Source organism: Hymenobacter antarcticus, from assembly GCF_039539545.1.
Lineage (GTDB): Bacteria > Bacteroidota > Bacteroidia > Cytophagales > Hymenobacteraceae > Hymenobacter > Hymenobacter antarcticus.
Window position 1 is genome coordinate 54,140 of the sequence record NZ_BAABDI010000002.1, and the last position, 25,392, is coordinate 79,531.

Sequence of the window (25,392 nt, forward strand, 5' to 3'; positions counted from 1 at the left end):
ATAGTGCCGGGCATAGAACAGGGAGGCACAACCAAGCACCAGGCACCAAGCACCATGCACCAATTATGAAAACTGCATTCGTAACCGGCGCGTCGTCGGGTATTGGCCGGGCTACGGCGGTAGCGCTGGCCAAGGCTGGCTATGAGCTGGTGGTGACGGGCCGGCGCCGGGAGCGTCTGGATGCGCTGGCGACCGAGCTGGCCCCATTGCCGGTGCATGTACTGGCGTTTGACGTGCGCGACCGGGCCGCCGTGGCCGCTGCCGTGGCCTCGCTGCCGGAGGCCCTGCGTGCGCCCGATGTGCTGATAAACAATGCCGGTGGGGCTCACGGACTGAGCCCGATTCAGACCGGCGACCCGGCCGACTGGGACCAGATGCTGGACGCCAACGTGCGCGGCCTGCTGAACGTGACCCACGCCCTGCTGCCCGGCATGACAGCCCGCCAGACCGGCTTTATCGTGAACATTGGTTCGATAGCCGGCCAGGAGGCGTATGCCAATGGCAACGTGTACTGCGCCACCAAAGCGGCGGTGAATATGCTCACCAAAACCATGCGGCTCGACTTGTTGCCCACCGGCGTGCGGGTGGCCGAAGTGAACCCCGGCGCGGTGGAAACGGAGTTTTCGCAGGTCCGTTTCAAGGGCGATGAGGCCCGGGCGGCCAAGGTGTATGAGGGGTTTCAGCCGCTCAGAGCGGAGGACGTGGCCGAGGTAATCGTATTCATGGTGACCCGGCCGCCGCACGTAACCATTGCCGAGGTGCTGGTACTGGCGGGTGCGCAGGGTGCCGCTACCACCATCTCGCGAAAGGCGTAACACGGGGGGATAGTTCGGGAAGCTACCGCAGAGGTACGCGGAGAATTGCGCAGAGGTACGCTGAGTGTGGACGGCTATTGGCGGGACCCGTATGCCAGCTTCTCTAGTATTGCGCGGTTCAGCTCATGCTTGCCCCGGAAGGTGTGCAGCTGCGGCGTGGCCCCAAGCTGCTGAAGCTGCTGCTGGATGGCGGCCGTTTGGGTTGGGGAGATGTATTCATCGTCGGTGCCGACAACCAGGGACAGCGGCAGATTTTGAAGCAGGTATTGGGCGGCGGCTGCGGGCAGGTCGTCGGGGAAGCTGCCGGCCCAGAGGATGAGCTGCGCGGGCCGGAAAGCTGCCTGGGCCAGCCAGCGGCCCACGGTGGCCGTGCCTTGGGAGAAGCCCAGAACCGTGACCTCAACATCGGCCGGGCAGTCGGCTAATACGTTCCCGGCAAGCTGATTGAGGAAATTGATGTGGTCCTGAATTTCGTTAAGCCGGTCGTCGCGGGTCATCCAGCTGGCACCCACGCGCCCGCCGGTGCCATTCAGGTAGAAGCGCGACAAGCCTTCGGGAGCAATAACGACGGTGGCCGGGTCGGTTTCGGTGAGGAACGCGAAATGGCGCACGAAATAGGCCGCCAGCTGGCCATAGCCGTGGCACACGAACCAGACGCGCCGCGTGTGGGCCGACAGCGTGCCCAGCTGCTGATAACGGGCCGTGCGCGAAACGGTGAGATGATGCTCCACGGTCCGGGCTAGCTCACGGCGGGCAGGTCGTCGGCCGAAAAGCTGAAGGGCATCAGGGCACTCAGGGTGCTGAAGCGTAGGATGGTGCCGTCGCGGCCCGGTAGCAGCAGCGGAATGGGCTGGCCCTGGCGGGTTTCGTACTCCAGCATTACCTGGCGGCAGGCCCCACAGGGCAGCGCGGGACCAAAATCGCCGTTGCTGGGCCGGGCGGCCACGGCCATGCCCACAATGGGCGCGTGGCCGGGCTGCGCCGCCGCGAGGCCAAACAAGGCTGTGCGCTCGGCGCAAAGACCGGAAGGGTAGGCAGCGTTCTCCTGATTGGTACCCCGGAAAATAGTACCATCGGCCAGCAGCAGCGCGGCTCCTACGTGAAAGCCGGAATAGGGGGCGTAGGCGTGGTCGGTGGCGTCGCGTGCGGCCTGCCAGGTGGTTTGTTCGGCCGGCGTGAGGTCGGTATGGGAGTCCAGCTCTTCGAAGGCGATAAGCTGCTGGCGGGAAATTCGGGCCATGCGGAGGGGATTATGGGGCGGCGAAGGTAATACGCTTGGTAGGAATTAAGAATTAAAAATTAAGAATGGCTGCTGGCCGCAGTTTAGCGCGTAGCGCGTAACTGCTGGCTGATGGGTAATGCAAGTCTGGGACTCGCCTGCCGCAATTGCCGCTTTGCGGCAGCGAGTTGCAAACGCGCGTTACGGGTTAGCCAGCAGTTACGCGCTGCGCGCTAAACTGCGGCCAGCGGAACTGCGGCCAGCGGTGTAAACTGCGGCCAGCGGTACCCCTCATTCCTCATTAAGCCGAAGGCGTTCTACTTTTGCCGCATGACTTCCCGCCTTTTGCTTCTGGGGGCCGGCCGCTCGGCCTCGTCCCTTATTCAGTACCTGCTGCGCCACGCGCCCACCGAAAACTGGTTTCTAACCGTGGCCGATGTAAACCCGGCCCATCTCGTGCCGGTGCTGGCCGCGCACAGCGAGTACGCCCGCGCCGTGCCCTTCGACCTGGCCGATGAAGCCGGGCTGGAGGAGCTGGTGAGCCAGGCCGATGCCGTGATTTCGATGCTGCCGGCCACGCTGCACCCGGTGGTGGCGCGGGCCTGCGTGCGCCACGGCCGCCACCTGGCCACGGCCAGCTACGTGAGCCCCGAGATTCGGGCGCTGCACGACGAGGCGGCGGCGGCGGGCGTGACGCTGCTCATGGAATGCGGCCTCGACCCCGGCCTCGACCACATGTCGGCCATGCGGGCCATCGAGCACATCCGGGCGCGGGGCGGGGTTATCACCTCCTTCAAGAGCTACTGCGGTGGCCTGCTGGCCCCGGCGGCGGAGGGCGACAATCCCTGGAAATACAAGTTTACCTGGAACCCGCGCAACGTGGTGCTGGCCGGCCAGAGCACGGCCAAGTTTCTCGAAAACGGCCACCCGCGCTTCATTCCCTACCAGCAGCTGTTTGCCCGCACCGAAACGTTGGTGGTACCCGAGTACGGTGAGTTTGAGGGCTACGCCAACCGGGACTCGCTGAGCTACCGCGCCCCGTATGGCCTGGATGCTATTCCGACCATTCTGCGGGGCACGCTGCGGCGGCCGGGCTACTGCGCCGCCTGGCATGCGCTGGTGCGTCTGGGCCTCACCGACGATTCGGTGAACCTCGATAACCCCGAAACTATGACCTGGGCCGAGCTGGTGGCAGCTTACTTGCCCGCCACGCAGGTGCCGCACCTCGATTTGGCGCAGCGGGTGGCTACGTACCTCGGCCTGAACCCAGTGGGCGAAGAAGTAGCCCGCCTGACCTGGCTGGGCCTGTTTTCGGACCGGCCGGTGGGCCACGCCCACGCCACGCCCGCCCAGCTGCTGGAGCGCCTGCTGAGCGAAAAATGGCAGCTGCAACCCCACGACCACGACCTGATTGTGATGCAGCACCTCTTCGAGTTTGAGCTGGACGGGGCCACCCACCACCTCACCTCGTCGCTGGCCGTGCTGGGCGACGATGCCACCCACACCGGCATGGCCAAAACCGTGGGCCTACCGCTGGGCATGGCCGTGCGCCGCCTGCTGCGCGGCGAGGTCACGCAGCGCGGCGTACTGATTCCGGTGGGGGCTGATTTGTACGAGCCGATTCTGGACGAGTTGGCGGCGGACTACGGCATCCGGTTCAGCGAGGAGGAGCAGTTGGGCTAAGTTCAAGCAATACCCACCAGCTTACGGGCGTTAGGGCTTCGCCTATGATTCCACTTCATGCCTACTTGCACTTGCGCCGCCTGCTGCTGTGGCGGCTGCTCCGCGAAATTGGCTGGTTGCGGCTGGCGCTGCTGGTTCCGGCACTGGTGTCCGTTTTGGGACGGGCTCTGGTGTTGGCCGCATCGCACCACTACTGGGTGTGGGCCGTGCCGGGTTTCGTGGCTTCCACGCTGGCCTCGGCACACCGGCAGCGGGCCGATATCCGGTTTCTGGCTACCAGCGCGCCGGCCTACCGGCGCTGGCTGGCCGTGGAATACGGGATTTGGGCGCTGCCGGTAGCTGGGGTGTTAGTGGGTTTTGGCGATTGGGGCGCGGCCGTGCTCACGCTGGTGCTGGCGGCGGCCGTGGCGGCGCTACCGCCGGCCCGCGAAAGCCGCAGCACCCGCCACCGCGCCCGCAGCCTGTTTCGCAGCGAAGCCTTTGAGTGGGTGAGTGGCCTGCGGGCGGGGGGATTGTGGGCGTGGCCGGTGCTGCTGGCCGTGGCCTGGTGGCAGCGAAGCACACCGCTGGGCCCCGTGCTGGCATTGGTTGGCTGGTTATTGGTGTTGATTTCCAGCTATGGCACCCCCGAGCCCATCACCATGCTGGTGCTGGCGGCGCGCACGCCCCGGCAGTTTCTGGGGCGGCGGCTGGTGCTGGGGCTGGGCTACGCGGCCCTCACCGCTGCCCCGCTGCTCTGGATACTGGGAGTGGGCCCGGCGGGGGCGGGGGCGGCGGTGGGCGTGGCCGTGGTCTGGCTGGGGCTCCTGGGCCTGCTCATTCTCGCCAAATATGCGTTCTACCCCAATGAAACGCACATCCGGACCACGCAGGGGCTGGTGGTGAGCGTGGCCCTGCTCATGCCCATGCACCCGGCGTATCCGGTGCTGCTGCTGGTGGCGGTGGGCGGGCTCATCTGGCAAAGCCAGCGCCGCCTGCGCCGCGTGCTGGGCGATGGGAAGTTAAAAGTTGAGAGTTAAAAGGTAAAAACTCATCCCGATTTTAACTCTCAACTTTTGACTTTTAACTGACTTACATTATGCTGGAAATTCTGAACCTGCGCAAGGCTTTTAGTTCGCACGTTGTCCTGCACGATGTTAGTCTGACCCTACGGCCCGGCACTATTCATGGGCTGGTGGGGGCCAATGGCGCGGGCAAAACCACGCTCATCAACTGCCTTTATGGGTTGGAAAATGACTTTGGCGGCATCGTGCGCGATACCGCCGGCCCGGCCGTGCGCGAGCGCACCGGCCTGCTGCCCTACGAACCCTATTTCTACCCGCGCCTCACCGGGCGGGAGTACCTGGAGTTTTGCCTGCAAGCCCGTGGCCGGCCCGTGGTGGACTTCAGCGGCTGGAACCAGCTGCTGGAGCTGCCCCTCGACCAGTACGCCGACGAGTACTCGGCCGGTATGCGCAAGAAGCTGGCCCTGCTCGCGCTGCTCGTGCAGCAGTTTACTTACCTGATTCTGGATGAGCCCTTCAATGGCCTCGACCTCGAAGCCAACCTGCTGCTCAAGGAAATACTGAAGCGCCTGCGCGACCGGGGCACCGGCATCCTGCTCACCTCGCACATGCTTGGGGCCCTCACCGAAACGGCCGATGAAATCTCAGTGCTGGTGGGGGGGCGCGTGCAGCGGCATTACGCGGCGGCGGAATTCGGGACGTTAGAAATGGACTTGCTCGATAGCCTGCATCGCGAGAAGCTGGGGCTGCTGAAGGAGCTGCTGTAGCAGATTGTAGCACATGCTTTTGCTTGTGCCCAACTGGCAACTCTACCGGGCACAAGCTAAAGCATGTGCTACAAACATCTACAGCGCCAGATAAAACCCCGCCAGAAGGGCCCGAAACTCCGCCGAATACTGCGTGTCATCGTCAGCGGTTCGGATAATCAGCTCTGTTTCCTGCGCCGCTCCCGCACCACGCCGAAACCCGGTGATGTGCCGTAGCGGCCGGCTACCGGGCCGGTGCCGCACTACCAGCCGCGTGGCCGGATACAAGCCCGTGGCGACGGCGGCGTGCTCGAAGGCCCGCATTTCCGGTGGTGGCAGCAGCACCGTGAGCAAGCCGGCGGCGTGCAGAAACTCCGCTGCGAAAGCCGCTAACGCCTCAAAAGAAAGGGAGTCCGGGGCCTCGTGTCGGGCGGTGCTGCGCGCCGCATCGGGCGAGCGCAGCGACTGCCGGAAAAACGGCGGATTGCAGATAATGTGGCTAAACGCGCCGGGCCGGCCGGCCGCGTACTCGGCCAGGCCGAGCGCTCGTACCCGGATGCGACTGGCCCACGGGCTGCCCGCCACGTTGGCTGCTGCCTGAGCGGCGGCGGCGGCATCAATCTCGACCGCTTCGATTTCAACGCTGGGGTGGCGCTGGGCGGCCATGAGCGCCAGCAAACCAGTCCCGGTACCGATATCGAGCAGGCGGGTGGCATTGGTGAGGTCGGCGGCCGCGCCCAGCAGGCAGGCGTCGGTGCTCACCTTCATGGCGCACTGGCTTTGCCCGATGCGGAACTGCTGGAACTGGAAGTAGTCGTTGGGCATGAATGTAGCGCGGACGTTGTAGTCCGCGAATGGTCGTTCATACGCGGACTACAACGTCCGCGCTACTTTCTCATAGCCCTCATCCACCACCAGCCCTTTGCCCAGCGCGCTTTGCACGGCCAGCACGTCGCAGCGCTCGTTTTCGGTGTGGCCGGCGTGGCCTTTTATCCAGTGGAAGCTGACGTTGCGCTGGCGGTAAACTTTGAGGAAGCGGCGCCACAGGTCTTCATTGGCTTTCTTGCCAAAGTCGGGCTTCTTTTCCCAGCCGAAAACCCACTTTTTCTCCACGGCATCCACCACGTACTTCGAGTCGGAAACGACGCGGATGGGCAGGTCGGGGCGGGTCACGGCTTCGAGGCCCACTATCACGGCTAGCAGCTCCATGCGGTTGTTGGTGGTGTGGCGGAAGCCCTGGGTGAGCTCCTTTTCGTGGGGGCCGTAGCGCAGAATGGCGCCGTAGCCGCCGGGGCCGGGGTTGCCGCGGGCCGAGCCATCGGTGAAGAGGTGAATCATTGTTGGGGACCTGGAAATACAGAACGTCATGCTGAACGTAGTGAAGCATCTCTACCGCAGCAGTAATTCTGTCAATTGATTTACTCTTCGAGGTAGAGATGCTTCGCTGCGCTCTGCATGACGTTCCGGAGGATTAAAAATTAGCTTTAAACAGCTTGATGGCGATGGCCAGCAGAATGACGCCGAACACGCGGCGCAGCACGTCCTCGCCGGCCTTGCCGAGCTTGCGCTCAATCCAGGGGCTGGTTTTGAGCACGCCGTACACGAACACGAGGTTGAGCATAATGCCCACCAGGATGTTGGGCAGCGTGTAGGCGGCCCGGAGCGAGAGCAGCGTGGTCATGGTGCCGGCCCCGGTGATGAGCGGAAACGCCAGCGGCACGATAGAGCCGGTGCTGGCCGTGAGGTCGGCGTGAAAAAGCTGGATGCCGAGTATCATTTCGAGCCCGATGAGGAAGATGATGACCGCGCCGGCCAGTGCAAAGCTCTCGTTGTCGACCCCAAAAAGATGCAGGATGCTCTGGCCCAGAAACAGGAAGGCAATCATGAGGCAGCCCGCCACGATGGTAGCTAGCTCGGCCTTAATCTGCCCTTCGCGCTGCCGAATCTGAATGATAATCGGGATGGAGCCGATAATGTCAATCACGGCGAAGAGCGTGAGCGTGACGGAAAAGATTTGCTGGAGGTTGAGCATGTTGAACTGGTTTCTGAACGTCATGCTGAGCTTGTCGAAGCATCTCTCCCGCTCAACTAATCAAGACTATTGCAACGAAGCGGAAGAGATGCTTCGACAGGCTCAGCATGACGTTCTTTCTCTGCAAAGAAAACTACCCCGGAAACTCCTTGGCAAAAAACTGCACCAGCGCCTCAAACGCGGCATCGGGCACGGCGGGGAAGTTGGCGATGCGGACGGTGGTGCTTTTGAGCGGGCCGTAGCCGCTGCCCAGGTGCAGGCCGGCTTCGCGGGCTTTCAGCTTGATTTCTTCGATGAGCGCGGGCTCGCCCCGCAGGCCGATGACGGTGGTGGAGCGGGTTTCGGGGTTGGTGATGAGGGGCGTGAGCGGGGTGGCCTGCTCGAAGAAAGCGTAGAGCTTTTCGGCGCGCTCGATGAGGTGCTGCTGCACGGCTTTGATGGGCTCGCGGTCGGCCAGCACCCGGCTCAGCAGGTAGATGCCGAGGACGTTGGGCGTGTAGTTGGTTTGGAAATTAAGCATCTGGGCCAGCGCGGCGGGCAGGCTGTTGTAGTGGGCGCGGTCGTTCAGGGTTTTGGCCTGGGCCACGGCGCGCGGCGAGAGGATGAGCACGCCCAGCCCGGCCGGCAGCCCAAAGCACTTCTGCATCGAGCCAAACCAGATGTCGGCCTTGATGTACTTCAGGTTGAGGCCGGCCAGCGAGCTGGTGGCATCCACGGCCAGCAGGGCCCCACCCAGGCGGTTATACAGGTTCAGGATGAAGCCTTCGCGCAGCTGGGTGGCGGTGCTGGTTTCGTTTTGGGTGATGCAGACGAGGTCCGTATCGTCGGGCGAGAAGGGCAGGGTGGCCACATCGGGCGCTTCATCGAGCCCAAACGAGCGGCCGGTGCTGGCCGGGCGCAGGGCCCGGGCGTACTTAAACCACTTCTCGCCAAAGTCGCCGTTGTAGAGGTGAAACGAGCGGCGCGGGGTGAGGCTCTGGGTCAGAATCTCCCAGCACTCGGTGGCCGAGCCGGTGAACAGGACGGTGTAGTCCTGCGGCACGTTGAGCTTGGTTTTGAGGTCCGTCACCGTCTGGCGTACCAGGCTGGTCACCTTTTCGGAGCGGTGCGGGGCCGAGAGCCAGCCATCGTCGAAGGCATCGGTGAGGTACTGCCGAACGGCGGGATATACGGCCGAAGGCCCGGGGTTGAAAGTATAAATCACGGATTGGTCGGATTTTTCACGGATGCCACGGATTTTGTGGACGATTCCGACGGTGTGGAAAAAATTCGAGTGAGCAGTCACGGCCAGTGGTTCACCACCGCCAAACCTTCGGGGCAAGCGGCAGAAGCGGGCATAGCTGCACTGGCAAAGTTCGCCGGAAAATCGTCCACAAAATCCGTGGCATCCGCGAAAAATCCGACCAATCCGTGATTTACACCCGAAACCCCACGCGCTTGGGCTGCTGGTTCACGAACCACTGCACGGCCAGCCGGTAGCTTTCCAGCCCGAAGCCGCTGACGCAGCCGGCGCAGTGCCGGCCCAGCAGGCTCTTCTGGCGGAAATCCTCGCGGGCGGCCAGGTTGCTCAGGTGCACCTCCACTACGGGCGTGGCAATGGCGGCCACGGCATCGGCCAGGGCCACGCTGGTGTGGGTGTAGCCCCCGGCGTTGAGCACGATGCCGTGGTGGGAGAAGCCGACTTCGTGCAGCTTATCAATGAGCGCGCCCTCGTGGTTAGACTGAAAGTGGGCCAGCTGGAGCTTGGGGAATGCTTCTTCGAGCTCCGGAAAAAAGTCCTCGAACGAGCGGGTGCCGTAGATGCCGGGCTCGCGGCGGCCGAGCAGGTTGAGGTTGGGGCCGTTGATGATGAGGATGTCCATTTGGGGAGGGGAGGAAACCGGGTTTATTCGTCAAAGAACGGTCATGCAGAGCGTAGCGAAGCATCTTTACCGCTTCGTTGTGGCAGCAGTAATTACTTCTGAGGTAAAGATGCTTCCCTACGCTCTGCATGACGTTCTAGCGTTCAGCATGACGTTCTTTGAGCTTCATTCCTCCCTACCCCAATGACCTGGCCCGTTGCCATCAAACAATTTCAGGGCTACCTCCGGCTCGAAAAGTCGCTTTCGCCCAACTCGGTCGAAGCCTACGTGCGCGACATCACCAAGCTTCAGCAGTTTCTGATTCTTCAGCAGCTGCACGTCGGCCCCACGCTGGTAACGACCGCCGTGCTACGCGAATTTCTCGCCACCCTGCAAGGCCTGGGCCTGAGTGCTACCTCGCAGGCCCGCACGCTCTCGGGCCTCAAGGCGTTTTTCAACTTCCTCATCATGGAAGACCTGCTGAAGCTGGACCCCACCGACACGCTGGAAGCCCCCAAAACCGGCCGCCACCTCCCCGATACCCTCAGCTACCCCGAAGTGGAGCAGCTCCTGGCCATCATCGACCTGAGTACCGACGAGGGCCTGCGCGCCCGTGCCCTGCTCGAAGTGCTGTACTCCTCGGGCCTGCGCGTGAGCGAGCTCTGCGACCTGCGCCTGAGCAATATGTACGCCGAGCAGGGCTTCGTGAAAGTGGTGGGCAAGGGCAACAAGGAGCGGCTGGTGCCCATCGGGCGCGAAGCCCTCAAGCACCTCAACTTTTACCTCAGCGGCGTGCGGGGGCACCTCGATATCAAGCCGGGCAGCGAAGATTTCGCGTTTCTGAGCCAGCGCGGCCGGCCGCTTTCGCGCATCACCGTCTTCACCACGCTCAAGAAGCTGGCCGAGCAGGCGGGCCTGCGCAAAACCATCAGCCCACACACGCTGCGGCATTCCTTCGCCACCCACCTCATCGAGGGCGGGGCCGACCTGCGCGCCGTGCAGGAAATGCTGGGCCACGCCAGCATCACAACCACCGAAATCTACACCCACCTCGACCGCGACTACCTGCGCCAGGTCATCACCGAGTTTCACCCGCGCAGCTAGGCAGGGGAGGAGCGCATGATAAAAAAGAACGTCATGCTGAGCGTAGCGAAGCATCTCTACCGCAGTAGTAATTAGTTGCTCCCCCGGTAAAGATGCTTCGCTACGCGGACGCCAGATGAAGCATGACGTTCTATAATCAACTGCCATATCCCGCCCGTATTGTGTAAATTTGGCCTTCATGTTTCCGTCGAATGGCCGATAATCGTTACAATAACCCTCCCGCCGGCCCCTCGGCTAACCGCCCCGCCGACCCCCGGCCGAACCGGCGCAACGAGCCGCGTCCCAAAAGCCCGGCTCCCGAGCCCGCTCCGCTGCGCCCGGAGCCCCGCCCCGCTGCCGCCAATGTGCCCAAAGCTGCCCGTGTGGCCGCCATTGCCAAGCCGCCTCGCGCCCCGCGCGGCCCATTGCCCGGCGTGAGCAACGTGCTGAGCTTGCTGCGCGACCGCCGCTTTCACCTGTTTGTAGGCTTTGGGCTGCTGCTGGGCAGCCTCTACCTCACCATTGCCTTCACCTCGTTTCTGTTTACCGGCCACGCCGACCAGAGTGTGGTAGGTTCGCTGGGCACCGTGCCGGTGAAGGAAGCCGGGCAGGAATCCGGTAACTGGCTGGGCCTGCTCGGGGCCTGGGCCGCGCATCTGTTTATCTACAAGCTGTTTGGGGTGGCGGCGTTTGCCCTCATTCCCATCGTGTTTTTTCTGGGCTATAAGATTGTATTTCGCACGGCCGGCGGGTCGGTGAGCTACGTGCTGGCCCTGGGCCTGTTCAGCATGGCCTGGCTGAGCGTGCTGCTGGGCTACGTAGTCGTGACTCTGGCCACGCCGGGGGCCGACCCCGTGCTGGCCCACCGGCTCGATTTCCTGTGCGGCGGCGTGGGTTTCGAAGCCGCGTCCTGGCTCGATAGCCTCATTGGCTGGGGCACCGTATTGCTGCTGGCCTTCGCGCTGATATCCTTCGTGGTATTTTTCTTCAACGTCACCAGTCTCAACCTGAGCCGCTTCCGCAGCCTCAGCACTGAGGACGATGCCGATGAGGACGCTGAAATCGAGGCCGAGCTGGCCGCTGAGCAAGCCGCCACGCTGGCCCCGGTAGCCCCCGCCGCCCCGGCTATGACGCTGAAAACCCGCCCGGCCCCGGCCGATACCGCCGTAGCTACGAGCGCCACGGTAGCCGCCGGCGGTGCCCAGGCCGCCAGCCCCGCCCTAGTAGTAGACGCAGCTGACGCGGATGAATCGGATGAGGCACCTGCTCCCGCCCGGGAGTTTGAACCCGCACCCCGGCCGGGTGTCAGCCTGCCCCTGGCCGTGGCCGGGGCGGTGGTTGCGCCGGCCACCAGTTCGGCTGCGGCCGCGGCCACTTCGGCCGCCGCAACGGTAGCGGCGGCGCTGCCGCTGGCGGTTTCCGGCCCGGCCTTCTCCATTGAAATGCCGACGGCTGAAGAGCCGGAAGTAGCGGCCAACGTGCCGCCATCCACCATTCCCACGCCGCTCTCCCTCGCTGATTTGGCCGATGGCGACCTGCCGCTAAGCACCAGGCACCAGGCACCAGCCACCAGAAGCCTCGAAATCACCACGCCCGGCCGCGACGACCTCGACCCCAACGCCGGGGCCGCCATCGCCGCCGTTGCCGATGAGGACGAGGATGCCGACGCCATGCCGCCCGGCAACTATGACCCCACGCTGGACCTTTCGCGCTACCAATTCCCGACCCTGGAGCTGCTCAACGACTACGGCGTGGCCAAAGCCCAGGTGACCAAGGAAGAGCTGGAAGCCAACAAGGACCGCATCGTGGAGACGCTGGGCCACTACGGCATCAGCATCGCCAGCATCAAGGCCACCATCGGGCCCACGGTCACGCTCTATGAAATCGTGCCCGAGGCCGGCGTACGCATCTCCAAAATCAAGGCCCTGGAGGATGATATTGCCCTGAGCCTGGCCGCGTTGGGCATCCGCATCATCGCGCCCATTCCGGGCAAGGGCACCATCGGTATCGAGGTGCCTAATACCAAGAAGGAGATGGTGAGCATCCGCTCGGTGCTGGGCTCGGAGAAGTTTGCCCGCACCGAAATGGACCTGCCCATTGCCTTCGGTCGCACCATTACCAACGAGGTGTTCGTGGCCGATTTGGCCAAAATGCCCCATCTGCTGATGGCCGGGGCCACGGGCCAGGGCAAGTCGGTGGGCCTGAACGTGATTCTGGCCTCGCTGCTCTACAAGCGTCATCCGGCCACGCTCAAGTTCGTGCTGGTCGACCCCAAAAAGGTGGAATTGAGTATTTTCAATAAGATTGAGCGCCACTACCTGGCCAAGCTCCCCGACACCGACGAGGCCATCATCACCGACACCAAGAAGGTGGTGAACACGCTGAACTCGCTGTGCATGGAGATGGACCGCCGCTACGACCTGCTGAAGGAGGCCGGCTGCCGCAACCTGAAGGAATACAACGTCAAGTTTATCGAGCGCCGGCTAAACCCCAAGAAAGGCCACCGGTTCCTGCCTTTCATCGTGCTGGTAATCGATGAGCTGGCCGACCTGATGATGACGGCCGGCAAGGAGGTGGAAACGCCCATCGCCCGCCTCGCGCAGCTGGCCCGTGCCATCGGCATTCACCTCATCGTGGCCACCCAGCGCCCCTCGGTGAACGTGATTACGGGCATCATCAAGGCCAACTTCCCGTGCCGGATTTCCTTTAAGGTGACCAGCAAGATTGACTCGCGGACGATTCTGGATACCGGCGGGGCCGACCAGCTCATCGGACAGGGCGACATGCTGTTTTCGGCCGGTTCGGACCTGATTCGGGTGCAGTGCGCCTTTATCGACACGCCGGAGGTGGACCGGGTCTGCGACTTCATCGGCGAGCAGCAGGGCTATGCCGATGCCTACCTGCTGCCCGAAGTGGCCGGGGCCGACGGCGATGCCGGCAGCGGCAACGAGGAAATGGACCCTTCGGAGCGCGACTCGATGTTTGTGGATGCGGCCCGCTGCATCGTGCTGCATCAGCAGGGCAGCACCAGCCTGCTCCAGCGCAAGCTGAAACTGGGCTACAACCGCGCCGGCCGCCTCATCGACCAGCTCCAGCACGCGGGCATCGTGGGCCCGTTCGAAGGCAGCAAGGCCCGCGACGTGCTTATTCCCGATGAAATGGCGCTAGAGCAACTGCTCAATGCAATCAGGTAGGTCGGTTGAATAATTTCAGAATCGGCAATTTTCAAAACATAGATTTGATAACAACTTTAAAGGTATGATTGCCTATAATTTTTCACTTGGAAGTTTAGGCATTGAAGTGCCTTTTAGGCTTAATAGTCCGATAAGTTGGGGAGTTGGAGTAGTCGTTGTGATACTGAGTTTCAGAGTTTACTATGCACTAGAAAGGTTCTTTTCAGGCCGAAAATCTAGAGTTAAGACCGCCCAATTTTCAACAAGCACTAATCCCTTGCTGGTTATTGGTGACTTGGCTCCTTCATTGCCGCCGCCATTATCTGGTACACTACTTCCTGCGTTTCTGCTAGAACCTGTAACCATGGCGGAGACGAAGGCTTTGGGTTCTACCTTTACGACCCCACTTTCGCTTTCCGATTTAGCCAGTGGCTCCGGTTTGGCTGGAGCTAGGTTGCCAAGTTCGCAAATTTCCAAACCCGTCATTGCGGCCGTGGCCGACGAGAACGTTGCCGATGAGGACGAGGATGCCGACGCCATGCCGCCCGGCAACTATGACCCCACGCTGGACCTTTCGCGCTACCAATTCCCGACCCTGGAGCTGCTCAACGACTACGGCGTGGCCAAAGCCCAGGTGACCAAGGAAGAGCTGGAAGCCAACAAGGACCGCATCGTGGAGACGCTGGGCCACTACGGCATCAGCATCGCCAGCATCAAGGCCACCATCGGGCCCACGGTCACGCTCTATGAAATCGTGCCCGAAGCGGGCGTACGCATCTCCAAAATCAAGGCCCTGGAGGATGATATTGCCCTGAGCCTGGCCGCGTTGGGCATCCGCATCATCGCGCCCATTCCGGGCAAGGGCACCATCGGTATCGAGGTGCCTAATACCAAGAAGGAGATGGTGAGCATCCGCTCGGTGCTGGGCTCGGAGAAGTTTGCCCGCACCGAAATGGACCTGCCCATTGCCTTCGGTCGCACCATTACCAACGAGGTGTTCGTGGCCGATTTGGCCAAAATGCCGCATCTGCTGATGGCCGGGGCCACGGGCCAGGGCAAGTCGGTGGGCCTGAACGTGATTCTGGCCTCGCTGCTCTACAAGCGCCATCCGGCCACGCTCAAGTTCGTGCTGGTCGACCCCAAAAAGGTGGAATTGAGTATTTTCAACAAGATTGAGCGCCACTACCTGGCCAAGCTCCCCGACACCGACGAGGCCATCATCACCGATACCAAGAAGGTGGTGAACACGCTCAACTCGCTGTGCATGGAGATGGACCGGCGCTACGACCTGCTGAAGGAGGCCGGCTGCCGCAACCTGAAGGAATACAACGTCAAGTTTATCGAGCGCCGGCTCAACCCCAAGAAAGGCCACCGGTTCCTGCCCTTCATCGTGCTGGTCATCGATGAGTTAGAGGATTTGATTTTGATTGGTGGCAAAGATATTGAGGTGCCAATTGCACGTCTTTCAGACCTTGGTCGGGCGGCAGGTATACATCTTATTGTAGCGACGAATACGCCGTCAGCGAATATATTATCTCATGCCACAAAGACGAATTTTCCTTGCCGTATTTCATTCAGAGTTGGTGAAAAAATAGGTTCCAATGCACTATTGGTAAAAGGAGCTGATAAACTTGGGGGTGCGGGCGACATGCTGTTTTCGGCCGGTTCGGACCTAATTCGGGTGCAGTGCGCCTTTATCGACACGCCGGAAGTGGACCGGGTGTGCGACTTCATCGGCGAGCAGCAGGGCTATGCCGATGCCTACCTGCTGCCCGAAGTGGCCGGGGCCGACGGCGATGCCGGCAGCGGCAACGAAGAAATGGACCCTTCGGAGCGCGACTCGATGTTTGTGGATGCGGCCCGCTGCATCGTGCTGCACCAGCAGGGCAGCACCAGCCTGCTCCAGCGCAAGCTGAAACTGGGCTACAACCGCGCCGGCCGCCTCATCGACCAGCTCCAGCACGCGGGCATCGTGGGCCCGTTCGAGGGCAGTAAGGCCCGCGACGTACTTATTCCCGATGAATACCAGCTGGAGCAATTGTTGAACTCAATGAAGTAGCATAAGCTTCAGCTTGTAGCGAACGCAGCGAGTACCGGCAGTCGCGCCGTTCCACGATTTCACTCGCTGCGCTCATCACAAGCTGAAGCTTATGCTACTCGTTGTTAGAACTATTTTCATCTTCATCAGGCTTTCATGGTCATTCTGGCCGGTCGTTTGTTAAACGGAATCCGTATCAGGCTTTCCGAGCGCGGCACAAGCGCCTTTTGAACTCTCCCTCTCTAATGAAAAAATCATTTTCCCTGCTGTTGCTCGCGGCCTCGCTGGCTCTGCCCGCCGCCGCCCAACAGGACCCCAAAGCTGGCAAAATTCTTGACCAGATGAGCACCAAGTATCAGGCGCTAAAGGCTTTCCAAGCCACTTTCACCCAAACGCTGGAAAACCCCGGTGCCAAGGTAAAGCAGAATATCAACGGTGATATTACGGTGAGCGGCCAGAAGTTTCGACTCAAAATCAGCGGCCAGGAAGTCATCAACGATGGCAAAACGACCTGGACCTACCTGAAGAACGAAAACGAGGTGAACATCTCCGATTCAGACCCGGACTCGCAGGAAATGTCGCCTTCGCAGATTTATACGATGTATAAAAAGGGCTACAAGTACAACTACGTGCAGCAGGTGACGGAAGGCGGCGAAGCCCTCGATGTGATTGAGCTGTCGCCCGAAAACCGTCAGAATGACGTGTTTAAAGTGCGGCTGAAGGTTCGGAAGAACGATGCGTCGGTGAAAAGCTGGCAGATGTTCAAGAAGAATGGCAACCAGTACACCTTCTACATCAAGAAATTCCAGCCCAACCCGCCCACCAACGCCGGCACGTTTGCCTTCGATAAAGCCAAGTACAAGGGCGTGAAGGTGGTGGATTTGCGGTAGGTTTTAGTTGTTAGTCATTCGTTGTCAGTTGTTAGGCTGATGATACCCGGCGGCCCGCTTCAGAAGAAGCGGGCCGTTTTTGCTTTGCAGTCAGGAACCTGAATTGTGCCGAACAACGGACAACTACCAACTGACAACTAATTTTACCGTCATGCGCGAAGATTTCCTCCACTACGTCTGGCAGCACCAGTACTTTGATAAGGCCGACCTGCGCACGGCCGATGGCGAAGAAATCCAGGTACTGCGCCCCGGCCACCGCAACGCCGATGCCGGCCCCGATTTCCTGAACGCCCGCCTGCGCCTGGGCGACGTGGAGTGGAACGGAGCCGTAGAAATTCACCTGCGCTCCTCCGATTGGGCGCGGCACAATCACCAAATCGACCCGAAATACGACCAGGTGGTGCTGCACGTAGTGGGCCGCCACGATGCCGACGTGGCCCGCACTAATGGCAGCCTCATTCCGACGCTGGCTCTGCAAGCGCGCCTCGGCCCCGAGCTGCTGGCCCGCTACCAGGCCCTGATGGAAGCGCCCGCCGCCACGCCATTGCCCTGCGCGCCGCTGCTGAATCTGGTGCCCGAAATCACGAAAACGATGATGACCGAGCGCGCCCTGCTGGAGCGTGTGGAGCGCAAGGCCGATACAATTATGGAGCTGCACCAGCACCTGGGGCAGGATTGGGAAGCCACGTCCTACCATGCGCTCATGGCCGCGTTCGGCTTTCAGAAAAACAGCGAGCCGCTGGCCCGCCTCGCCAAGGCACTGCCCCTGGCCGTGCTGCGCCGCCATCGGCACGACCAGCGCCAGCTGGAAGCGCTGCTGTTCGGGCAGGCCGGGTTTCTGGTGGAAAACGACGAGACGGCTACCGATGCCTACATCCAGGACTTGCGGCAGGAACACGAGTTTCTGCGACATAAATACGACCTGGGCGCGACCGGAATGGCCGTGCACGAATGGAATTACCTGCGCTTACGCCCGGCCAATTTCCCGCCCGTGCGGCTGGGCCAGCTGGCGGGCCTGCTCCACGCCCGCCCGGCCCTGTTCGATGCCCTGCTGACGGCGCAAAGCGTGGCCGCGCTCACCGAATTTTTCCAGGCTCCGGTGCCGGAGTATTGGCGCACGCACTTTCGGCCCGGCCGGCCGGGCAAGGTGTCCAGTCTGGGCAAAGCCAGCACCGATTTGCTCATTACCAACGTGGTAGTGCCGCTGCGCGTGGCGTACGCCCGCCATGTTGGCCAGCCCGCCGTGGTCGAAAGCAGCGTGGCGCTCCTCAGTGAGCTGCCTGCCGAGCACAACCAATTTACCGACCTGTACGAGTCCCTGGGCTTTGCTCACCGCACCGCCGCCGACTCGCAGGGGCTGCTGGCGCTGCACAAAAGCTACTGCGCCCCGCGCCGCTGCCTGCACTGCGCCATTGGCAGCCGGCTGGTGCAGCAGCCCCGCATTCTGTGATGAAAATAACACTAGCTATTCTGCTCAATATGAGTTTGTTGGTGGTATTGCTGCCGTGGCTGCGGCAGCAGTGGCAGGCGACTCCTTTGGGGGCATGGCGGGGGGCGTTTGGCCTGGCCCTGGGGCTGCGGGTAGGAGTGGGAGTAGTTCGCAACTGGCACCCCCAGGCCGATGCAGCCTTCATGAGTTCTGTGGGGCGCCTGGTAACGGACAAAATCTGGCAGCATCCTTCCCAAACGTGGGACATTCTGACCCGGGCCGTCACCGTTTTCCCCAAAGGTCACGCGTCTTACGATTTTGTTTTTAGCAATACTTCCAATACCTGGATTCTAATAAAAACGCTGGCCGTGCTAAACGTGGCCTCCCTGGAAACTGACTGGCTGAACGCGCTTTACATCAGCCTGTTTGCCTTTGTAGGCTGCTGGCTCCTGGCTCGTTCGCTGGCCAATGCCTTCCCCAAAACCCCGGCGGGGGCCGGAGTGGTAGCGTTTCTACTGTGGCCGTCGGTGTGGTTCTGGGCCACGGGCATTAGCAAGGAGGCTGTTTTGCTGGGCAGCGGGGCATGGCTCACGGCCCGGGTGGTGGATGCCTGCTTCGGCCCGGCGCGGCGCGGCTGGTTCGTGGCGGCGGGGCTGCCGGGCACGGTGGGGCTGGCGCTGCTGCATTTGGGCATGCGCTACTTTTTCGCGGCACCCCTGCTGGGAGTGCTGGGGGGCGTGGCAATAGTTCAGGCGCTACGGCGTACCGGTGTGGTTCGGCGGCGTGGCGCCCAGGGTCTGGTGCTGGCAGCGGTGCTGGGGGGGGGTATGTGGCTGGTGCCGCAACTGAGCAAGGCGTTCAGCATGAACAAGTTCACGAACCAAGTAATGAATGTGTACGCCTTCGATATTGCGCATTCGGTAGGCCGCCCGCATTTTGAGTACCCCAACCTGCGGCCCACTGGCGCAAGCATTGCCGCTCACGCCCCGCTGGCGGTGGCCAATGCCCTGACCCGGCCGTGGCTGGGCGAATCGTGGAAGCCCTTGTACGTAGCCGCCGCCCTCGAAAACGTAGCGCTGTTGGCGCTGCTGGCCCTGGCTGGCTGGGCCGCGGTGCGCGGCCGCTCCGGCCGGCTGCCTTTTAGCCTGGTGCTCGGCCTCATTGTTTTTTGTCTGGTGCTGGCGTTTCTCATCGGCCTCACCACCCCCAACCTGGGCACGCTCAACCGCTACCGCAGCGGGCTGCTGCCGTATTTGTTGCTGCTGCTGTTTCAGAATGACTACGCTGCCGCCGCTTTCCGCCGGCTGGGCCTGGGTAGCTGGTCGCGGCCGTAGCTGGCGGGGGTTCGAGCGTAAAACAGCCCCTGCGGCCCGCGTCGTACCTTTGTGTTACGGACACTATTTCGGCGGCACAATGTGGCCGAAATACTGCTGCCGCAATTCGCAACGCAATTCATGGAAAATCCGGTTATTATTCTTGGTGCCCAAACGGTTGGCACGGCTGCCCTCGACGCTTTTCTCTCCAACGAGGTGGTGGTGTACTGCCTGCTCGACGACGATGCCAAGCTGCAAGGCACCGAGCTGCTCGACGTGCCCGTGATGGGCAATACCGACGACGGCGAGCTGCTGAAACTGTTGGGTAAAAAATGCGAAGTATTCGTGGCCACCGAGGATACGGCCAGTCGCCGCAGCCTTACCCAGATGCTGCGCACCGAGTACGAAGCCGTGCCGGTAAACGCCATTCATGCCCGCGCCAGCGTATCGGCGCATGCCACGCTGGGCCACGGCAACTACGTGGGCCCCAACGCCGTGGTGGCCGCCACCGCAACGCTCGGCGACAGCTGCCTGATTGGCGCCAACTGCGTAGTGGAAGCCCGTGCCAACGTTGGCAGCTTTGCCCAGCTGGGCAGCGGTGCCCTGCTCGGGGCCGATGTGCAGGTGGGGGAGCTGGCATTCATTGGGGCCGGAGCCGTGGTAGTGGCCGGTGTCAAAATCGGCGACAAAGCCCGCGTCGGAGCCGGTTCAGTGGTAGTGGCCGATGTAGCCAACGGCCAAACTGTATTTGGCAACCCGGCAGTAAAAGTCTAATTAAGAATTAAGAATTAAAAACTGGCGAGTCAGGAGCAAGGCTGCCACTATGTAATTCTTAATTTCTAATTGTTAATTCTTAATTAGAAATGCATCAGGTTCTTCTGTATTACTGCTATACGCCCCTTCATAACCCAGAGCAGTTCCGTGACGAGCACCACCGGCTGTGCCTGGCGCTGGACTTGCGCGGGCGCATCATCGTGGCCGCCGAGGGGCTGAATGGCACCGTATCGGGTACCGCCGAAAACTGCGCGCGCTACATGGCGGCCGTGAAAGCCGACCCGCGCTTCGCGGCCCTTGAGTTTAAGGTCGACGAGGTGCCCGCTCACACGTTTCAGAAGCTGCACGTGCGCGTGAAGCCGGAAATCGTGCACAGCAGCCTGCACCACACGCGGCCGCACGAAAAAACCGGCCAGCACCTGTCGCCCGCCGAGTTTAAGGCCCTAAAGGACCGCGACGACGTGGTGGTAGTCGATGTGCGCTCCGATTATGAGTACAACCTCGGCCGTTTCAAAAACGCGGTGACGCTCGACATGGAGAACTTTCGCGATTTCCCCGAGCGGGTGGAGCGACTGAAGGAGTTCAAAGACAAGAAAATCCTGACTTACTGCACCGGCGGCGTGAAATGCGAAAAGGCCAGCGCCTACCTGCTGGAGCAAGGTTTTGAAAACGTGTACCAGCTGCACGGTGGCATCATTAAGTACGGCATTGAGGCCGGGGGCGAAGATTTCGACGGCCAGTGCTACGTATTCGACAACCGCGTGGCCGTGGACGTTAACCGCGTGAATCCAACGGTTATCTCGCGCTGCCAGCACTGCCAGCAGCCCAGCAATCGCCTCGTTAACTGCGCCAACCCGCACTGCAACGCCCATCTGCCCCTTTGCGAAGCCTGCGGCGAACAGCTGCAAGGTACCTGCTCCGAGGCCTGCGCGGCCCACCCCGACAAGCGCGCCTACGACGGTACCGGCACGTATCCCAAAATCAGCAACCACTACCAGCCTGCCCAGGGCCTGGCATCTTACGCTAAATGAAGAATTAAAAATTAAAAATGAAGAATTAAAAAACACGACTTGCCTATCAACCGTCCGTTTTAATCCTCGTTTTTAATTCTTCACTTTTAATTTTTAATTGACATCATGATTCCCTCCTCCGAGCTCATCCTGAATCCCGACGGCAGCATTTACCACCTGAACCTGCTGCCCGACCATATTTCCGACACCATCCTGACCGTGGGCGACCCCGCCCGCGTGGCTCAGGTGAGCCGGCATTTCGATTCGGTGGAGTTTGAGGGCTCGCACCGCGAATTCGTGACCCACGTGGGCTACTATCGCGGTAAGCGCCTCACGGTGCTCAGCACCGGCATGGGCACCGACAATATCGACATCGTGATGAATGAGTTGGACGCGCTGGTCAACATCGACTTCATGGCCCGCACCGTGCGCCCGGCTGAGGAGCGCCTCAGCCTGCGCATTATCCGGCTGGGCACCAGCGGCAGCCTCCAGGCCGATGTGCCGATTGGCAGCATGCTGGCCACCGAGCACGCCGTGGGGCTTGACAGCCTCATGCAGTTCTACCCACTGATGGAAACCGGTCTGGAAACTGAAATCGCCACCGAGCTGCAGCAGACCCTGGCGCTACCGTTCGCGCCCTACGTGGTGCGCGGTTCCGACCTGCTGCGCGAGCAGCTCGGCGCGGGCATGATTATGGGTAACACGCTCACCTGCCCTGGTTTCTACGGGCCGCAGGGCCGCCGCCTGCGCCTCGACCTGCGCCAGCCCGACTATATTGCCCGCCTCCAGAACTTCCGTCACCAGAGCGCCGAAGGGGAGTTTCGCCTCAGCAACTTTGAGATGGAAACGGCCGGCTACTACGCCCTGGGCCGCTTGCTGGGCCACGAGGTGCTTTCGCTCAATGCCATTGTGGCCAACCGAGCAACCGGCGAATTCGCTGAGAATGCCGCTGCCGTAGTCGATGCCATGATTGAGCAAACCCTGCAACGCCTCTAGACCACGGATTAGCGCGGATTTTTACGGATTTCACGGATTTTGTAGAAGGCGCGAAATCGCATTCCCAGATAGTAAAAAAACACAAAAAGGCCCGCATTAGCGGGCCTTTTTGTGTTTCAAAAATCGACTACGGAATCCGTGAAATCCGTAAAAATCCGCGCTAATCCGTGGTCTAGTAGAAATCGAAACCCAGCACGGAGCGCAGCGGCAGCGACATGCCCGATTTCAGGGTGAGGTGGTCGGAATCGGCGGCCCACACGGTGGTGGCTACGCGCTTGGCGTGGCCATCGGCGGTTTGAAAATAGATATCGAGCTTGCCGTGGTAGGCGTTGCCGAGCGTCACGGCCCGGTCGGCGTCAGCCCGGCGGCGCTGGCGGGCAGCCTCGTCGGGCAGCACGTCTTCGTTGGCGAAAAGCATGCCGCTCATGTCTTCTTTTTCAACTATTTCGACAGTGGAAGTGCTATGGGTGAATGACATAGGGCAGGGAGATTAAGTCGCCGGGGAAATAGGGTGGGTGCCGGCTGCGTTTAAAACGGAAAAATAAGCGCCGCAGTCTATGTTTTCGATGAAAAACTACACCAGCCGGGCCAGAAATTCCATCGTGTCCACGCGGTCGGCGTAGTCGCTCACGCCGGGGCTCTGGGCCTGTCCGAATGGGAGGCTGCCCGCAAACCGTCCTTCGGCCGATACCACGCACTGCGTTTGGGCAGCCACATCGGTCAGCTGGTCGACCAGGTCAATTTCGCTGGCGTATTCGGCGTAATGCAGCACCGAAATGGGCGACACCAACCCCGGCGCGCGCGTGAGCAGCAGGAAACCCGTGTCGTAGTGCGGCACGCGGTTCACCAGCAGAATGCTCTTGTTGTAGTCGTAATTGTTGTTGTACTTGTGGTGGTGCAGCACACCCTCGTAGGAGTGAAGCGCGTCGAGCAGCGGCACGAAATCATAATCAGTCGGCACGAACAGCTTGCTCACATTGCGGCAGCCCAGCCCGTAGTACTGAAAAATATCGGGTCCCAGCCGGGCCAGCTCGGCGCTGGTTTCCTGGCCCGTGAGCACGCCCACGCTGGTCCGGTTGCGCCGGATGAGGTTAGGCTTCTTACCAAAGTAGAATTCGAAATACCGGGCCGTATTGTCCGAGCCGGTGGCGATAAACGCATCGGCCGCATTTAGCCGGGGTATCACCTTGATGAACTCGGCAAAGCGGGGTTCGAGCCGCGTCAACTCCTCCATTACCCAAGCCATGAGCACGGTATCGTCGGCGCTGGGCTTGGCCAGTAGTACGTGGCCGCTCAGCAGCACGCACAGCAGGTCGTGGAAGCCGACCAGGGGAATGTTGCCGGCCATCACCACGCCAATCTGCCGCACGGCGGTGGGCTCGGGGGGGTAGCGGGCGGCCCAGCGGCGCAACGGCTCCTCGGCCAGCAGGTGGGCTATGCCGGCCACGGCGGCCGTCACGCTGGGGGCATCGAACCACGCATTCTGGTTGCGGGCCCGGGCGGCGAGCGTGGCCAGCTCGTCGGGCAAGAGGGTGGCCAGGCGCTGGCCTAAGGCCACAAAAGCAGCTAATCGTTCGGAATGAGTCATGAAAAAAGCGTAGGCGGAGCAGCTGCAGGAGCAAATACCCAGCAAAATTGGTCGAAACCGTACAAAGCCCGTCGTTGTTGGTTAATTTTGTGGGACCAAAGAACGGCGCGAACGGAGCTTTCTACGTAAAGCCGGCGCGTTTCGTATTGGTTTTACCCTTCACTTCTGACCCCCGACGCCCCATGGCCATCATGATAACCGACGAGTGCATCAACTGTGGTGCCTGCGAGCCGGAGTGCCCCAACAATGCTATTTACGAAGGTGGTGCCCAGTGGCGCTGGGCCGATGGCACCAGCCTGAAGGACGTAACAGCCCCCGATGGCGCGGTGGTAGCGGGCACAGCCCCCCAGACGCCGGTTTCGGACGAATACTACTACATCGTGTCGGATAAATGCACCGAATGCGTGGGCTTCCATGAGGAGCCGCAGTGCGCTGCCGTGTGCCCCGTCGACTGTTGCGTAGATGACCCCGATTACCGCGAAACCCGCGAGCGCCTCCTCGAAAAGAAAGAGTGGCTGCACATCGCCGCTTAGAAATTCGATATTAATGCCATAAAAGAGGCCGCTCCAGCAATGGAGCGGCCTCTTTTGCAATTGGATAATCTCAGGTGCCGCAATTAAAAAACTTGTCGTAAGCTGACTCGGGAATCAGATTGAGCCGGCTCATGAGCTTGATGGGTAGCCGGAGCAGACGCAAAAAGGCGTAGCTGTTCGGATAGTCGTGGAAGGTTTTGGGCGGTGTGGCCACAATCTGCTCAAACTCGCTACGCGTGAGGCCAAGACGCTTGATGCAAAGGGCCACCACGGCTTCATCCTCAATGGAATTGATGCGGGAAATGCGGTCCATGGCCACTTCCCGGCTCATTTGCTCCGAGCGTACCAGCGCGGAGTAGTTGAACAGCCGGCGGTCGATGTTGAACTTGACGCGGTTGAGGTAGTAAATCAGGCTCTGATAAAGGTCGTCGGAATAATGTGCGCCGGGGCTCTTCCAGGCCAGCTCGCGCACCAGTAGCTCGTCTACTTCGGTGCGCACGTAGTCCAGATGGTATAGGAGCGTGACGGTTTTGATGCGCCGAAGGAAGGCGTAGTAAAACATCTCCTTGATGCCGAGATTGAAGCCAGGGTCGTTGGGCTGCCAGCGTCGCAGCGGTACCGTGCCAAACTGCTGATGCACGGAGCGCAGGTACTTGCCGTCCAGGTAGTTCCAGCTGAGCGGGGCAATGCCTTCGGTGCGGAACGACTGGCCGATTACCAGGTGCCTGACGCCTTCCTTAGCGGCCACTCCATACAGCGCTGTCGCAATGCCCAGGTCGGTACCTTCCTCCATATCGGGCACGGAAGCTTTCAAAAAGGCGATTTTAAGGTCTTTCGACTCACGCCAGTCCGAAGTGACGGTGCGCAGCTCCACGCCCAGGCGCTGGCAGGTACGTACCATATTTTCGCCGGCAATGGGATTGCCGAAGCCGTCGTTGAAATGCACGGCCAGCGGGCGCAGCTTGAGCTGGGTCACGCAGTACCAGAGCGTGTAAGTGCTGTCGCGGCCGCCGCTGAGGCCTATTACGCAATCGTAGCGCTTGCCGTGCCCGGCCCGCCGCATTTCGTTCGCCAGCTTTTGCACGGTGCGGCGGCCCGCCTCGCCCAGCGGAAAAGCTGCTTCCATGCGGTCATGCACCGCGCAAAATGAGCAGGTTCCCTCCGCAGTAAACGTAATTCCCGGTGCGGTTGTGTCCATCACGCAGCGCGTGCAGCGCTGATGATA

At 61.4% G+C, this 25,392-nt stretch carries 25 protein-coding genes; 15 read left to right on the forward strand and 10 right to left on the reverse strand.

Annotation, left to right across the window (positions count from 1 at the left end; genetic code table 11):
• Positions 1–65 precede the first annotated feature (65 nt).
• On the forward strand, positions 66–815 hold the full coding sequence (locus ABD819_RS02090) for an SDR family NAD(P)-dependent oxidoreductase (protein WP_345120448.1): 750 nt from the start codon (positions 66–68) through the stop codon (positions 813–815).
• A 74-nt stretch (positions 816–889) separates the two neighbouring features.
• Here ABD819_RS02090 and ABD819_RS02095 read toward each other — a convergent pair whose 3' ends face one another.
• The gene (locus ABD819_RS02095) at positions 890–1,546 is read right to left on the reverse strand and encodes an alpha/beta hydrolase (RefSeq protein WP_345120450.1); all 657 of its coding nucleotides are present in this window, start codon (positions 1,544–1,546) and stop codon (positions 890–892) included.
• 8 nt (positions 1,547–1,554) lie between these two features.
• Positions 1,555–2,055, reverse strand: coding sequence for a cytidine deaminase (gene cdd / locus ABD819_RS02100; protein ID WP_345120452.1), 501 nt, complete (start codon positions 2,053–2,055; stop codon positions 1,555–1,557).
• Between the two features lie 309 nt (positions 2,056–2,364).
• Here cdd and ABD819_RS02105 point away from each other — a divergent pair, with 309 nt between their 5' ends.
• The 3 genes from ABD819_RS02105 to ABD819_RS02115 are packed head-to-tail and all read left to right on the forward strand — an operon-like array spanning position 2,365 to position 5,488.
• Positions 2,365–3,717 carry a saccharopine dehydrogenase family protein gene (locus tag ABD819_RS02105; RefSeq protein ID WP_345120454.1) on the forward strand — a complete coding sequence of 451 codons (1,353 nt, stop codon included), beginning with the start codon at positions 2,365–2,367 and terminating at the stop codon, positions 3,715–3,717.
• Between the two features lie 44 nt (positions 3,718–3,761).
• Positions 3,762–4,736, forward strand: coding sequence for a hypothetical protein (locus tag ABD819_RS02110; RefSeq protein ID WP_345120456.1), 975 nt, complete (start codon positions 3,762–3,764; stop codon positions 4,734–4,736).
• Positions 4,737–4,795: 59 nt separating this feature from the next.
• Positions 4,796–5,488 (forward strand): ATP-binding cassette domain-containing protein, encoded by a 693-nt coding sequence (locus tag ABD819_RS02115; RefSeq protein WP_345120458.1) that lies wholly within the window; start codon positions 4,796–4,798, stop codon positions 5,486–5,488.
• Positions 5,489–5,566: 78 nt separating this feature from the next.
• Here the strand turns inward: ABD819_RS02115 and ABD819_RS02120 are convergent, their stop codons facing one another.
• From ABD819_RS02120 to ABD819_RS02135, 4 genes are all read right to left on the reverse strand, one after another.
• Entirely contained in the window at positions 5,567–6,292 is a 726-nt protein-coding gene (locus ABD819_RS02120; RefSeq protein ID WP_345120460.1) for a tRNA1(Val) (adenine(37)-N6)-methyltransferase, read from the reverse strand.
• A gap of 48 nt (positions 6,293–6,340) precedes the next feature.
• Positions 6,341–6,805, reverse strand: coding sequence for a ribonuclease HI (rnhA, locus tag ABD819_RS02125; protein WP_345120463.1), 465 nt, complete (start codon positions 6,803–6,805; stop codon positions 6,341–6,343).
• 133 nt (positions 6,806–6,938) lie between these two features.
• Positions 6,939–7,499, reverse strand: coding sequence for a MarC family protein (locus ABD819_RS02130; RefSeq protein ID WP_345120966.1), 561 nt, complete (start codon positions 7,497–7,499; stop codon positions 6,939–6,941).
• A 133-nt stretch (positions 7,500–7,632) separates the two neighbouring features.
• The gene (locus ABD819_RS02135; RefSeq protein WP_345120465.1) at positions 7,633–8,703 is read right to left on the reverse strand and encodes an aminotransferase class V-fold PLP-dependent enzyme; all 1,071 of its coding nucleotides are present in this window, start codon (positions 8,701–8,703) and stop codon (positions 7,633–7,635) included.
• Positions 8,704–8,739: 36 nt separating this feature from the next.
• On the opposite strand from ABD819_RS02135, the gene ABD819_RS02140 reads away from it, so the two are divergent.
• Complete coding sequence (locus ABD819_RS02140) at positions 8,740–8,913, forward strand: hypothetical protein (RefSeq protein WP_345120467.1); 174 nt, start codon at positions 8,740–8,742, stop codon at positions 8,911–8,913.
• 1 nt (position 8,914) lies between these two features.
• Here ABD819_RS02140 and aroQ read toward each other — a convergent pair whose 3' ends face one another.
• Positions 8,915–9,361: a type II 3-dehydroquinate dehydratase gene (gene aroQ / locus ABD819_RS02145; RefSeq protein WP_345120469.1), complete on the reverse strand. Its 447-nt coding sequence runs from the start codon at positions 9,359–9,361 to the stop codon at positions 8,915–8,917.
• Positions 9,362–9,544: 183 nt separating this feature from the next.
• On the opposite strand from aroQ, the gene xerD reads away from it, so the two are divergent.
• The 9 genes from xerD (at position 9,545) to ABD819_RS02190 (ending at position 22,046) form a co-directional block, all read left to right on the forward strand.
• The gene (xerD, locus tag ABD819_RS02150; RefSeq protein WP_345120471.1) at positions 9,545–10,444 is read left to right on the forward strand and encodes a site-specific tyrosine recombinase XerD; all 900 of its coding nucleotides are present in this window, start codon (positions 9,545–9,547) and stop codon (positions 10,442–10,444) included.
• Between the two features lie 191 nt (positions 10,445–10,635).
• Positions 10,636–13,617: an FtsK/SpoIIIE family DNA translocase gene (locus ABD819_RS02155; protein WP_345120473.1), complete on the forward strand. Its 2,982-nt coding sequence runs from the start codon at positions 10,636–10,638 to the stop codon at positions 13,615–13,617.
• Between the two features lie 472 nt (positions 13,618–14,089).
• Positions 14,090–15,655: a DNA translocase FtsK gene (locus ABD819_RS02160; RefSeq protein WP_345120475.1), complete on the forward strand. Its 1,566-nt coding sequence runs from the start codon at positions 14,090–14,092 to the stop codon at positions 15,653–15,655.
• 224 nt (positions 15,656–15,879) lie between these two features.
• Positions 15,880–16,524, forward strand: a complete 645-nt coding sequence (gene lolA1 / locus ABD819_RS02165) for an outer membrane lipoprotein periplasmic chaperone LolA1 (RefSeq protein ID WP_345120477.1) — start codon at positions 15,880–15,882, stop codon at positions 16,522–16,524.
• Between the two features lie 151 nt (positions 16,525–16,675).
• Positions 16,676–17,974 carry a DUF2851 family protein gene (locus ABD819_RS02170; RefSeq protein WP_345120479.1) on the forward strand — a complete coding sequence of 433 codons (1,299 nt, stop codon included), beginning with the start codon at positions 16,676–16,678 and terminating at the stop codon, positions 17,972–17,974.
• Positions 17,974–19,287: a hypothetical protein gene (locus tag ABD819_RS02175; protein ID WP_345120481.1), complete on the forward strand. Its 1,314-nt coding sequence runs from the start codon at positions 17,974–17,976 to the stop codon at positions 19,285–19,287. The genes ABD819_RS02170 and ABD819_RS02175 overlap by 1 nt, the downstream gene beginning before the upstream one ends.
• Before the next feature lie 120 nt (positions 19,288–19,407).
• Entirely contained in the window at positions 19,408–20,040 is a 633-nt protein-coding gene (locus tag ABD819_RS02180; protein WP_345120483.1) for a NeuD/PglB/VioB family sugar acetyltransferase, read from the forward strand.
• An 89-nt stretch (positions 20,041–20,129) separates the two neighbouring features.
• Complete coding sequence (gene trhO, locus ABD819_RS02185; RefSeq protein WP_345120486.1) at positions 20,130–21,071, forward strand: oxygen-dependent tRNA uridine(34) hydroxylase TrhO; 942 nt, start codon at positions 20,130–20,132, stop codon at positions 21,069–21,071.
• A 105-nt stretch (positions 21,072–21,176) separates the two neighbouring features.
• Positions 21,177–22,046 carry a nucleoside phosphorylase gene (locus ABD819_RS02190; RefSeq protein ID WP_345120488.1) on the forward strand — a complete coding sequence of 290 codons (870 nt, stop codon included), beginning with the start codon at positions 21,177–21,179 and terminating at the stop codon, positions 22,044–22,046.
• 172 nt (positions 22,047–22,218) lie between these two features.
• Here the strand turns inward: ABD819_RS02190 and ABD819_RS02195 are convergent, their stop codons facing one another.
• On the reverse strand, positions 22,219–22,524 hold the full coding sequence (locus ABD819_RS02195; RefSeq protein WP_345120490.1) for a hypothetical protein: 306 nt from the start codon (positions 22,522–22,524) through the stop codon (positions 22,219–22,221).
• 96 nt (positions 22,525–22,620) lie between these two features.
• Complete coding sequence (locus ABD819_RS02200) at positions 22,621–23,634, reverse strand: acyl-CoA reductase (RefSeq protein WP_345120492.1); 1,014 nt, start codon at positions 23,632–23,634, stop codon at positions 22,621–22,623.
• Between the two features lie 182 nt (positions 23,635–23,816).
• On the opposite strand from ABD819_RS02200, the gene ABD819_RS02205 reads away from it, so the two are divergent.
• A complete protein-coding gene (locus ABD819_RS02205; protein WP_345120494.1) occupies positions 23,817–24,167 on the forward strand; it encodes a 4Fe-4S dicluster domain-containing protein in 351 nt (116 codons plus the stop codon).
• 70 nt (positions 24,168–24,237) lie between these two features.
• On the opposite strand, the gene ABD819_RS02210 is transcribed toward ABD819_RS02205, so the two are convergent.
• On the reverse strand, positions 24,238–25,293 hold the full coding sequence (locus ABD819_RS02210; protein ID WP_345120496.1) for an adenine nucleotide alpha hydrolase family protein: 1,056 nt from the start codon (positions 25,291–25,293) through the stop codon (positions 24,238–24,240).
• Positions 25,294–25,392: the final 99 nt, after the last annotated feature.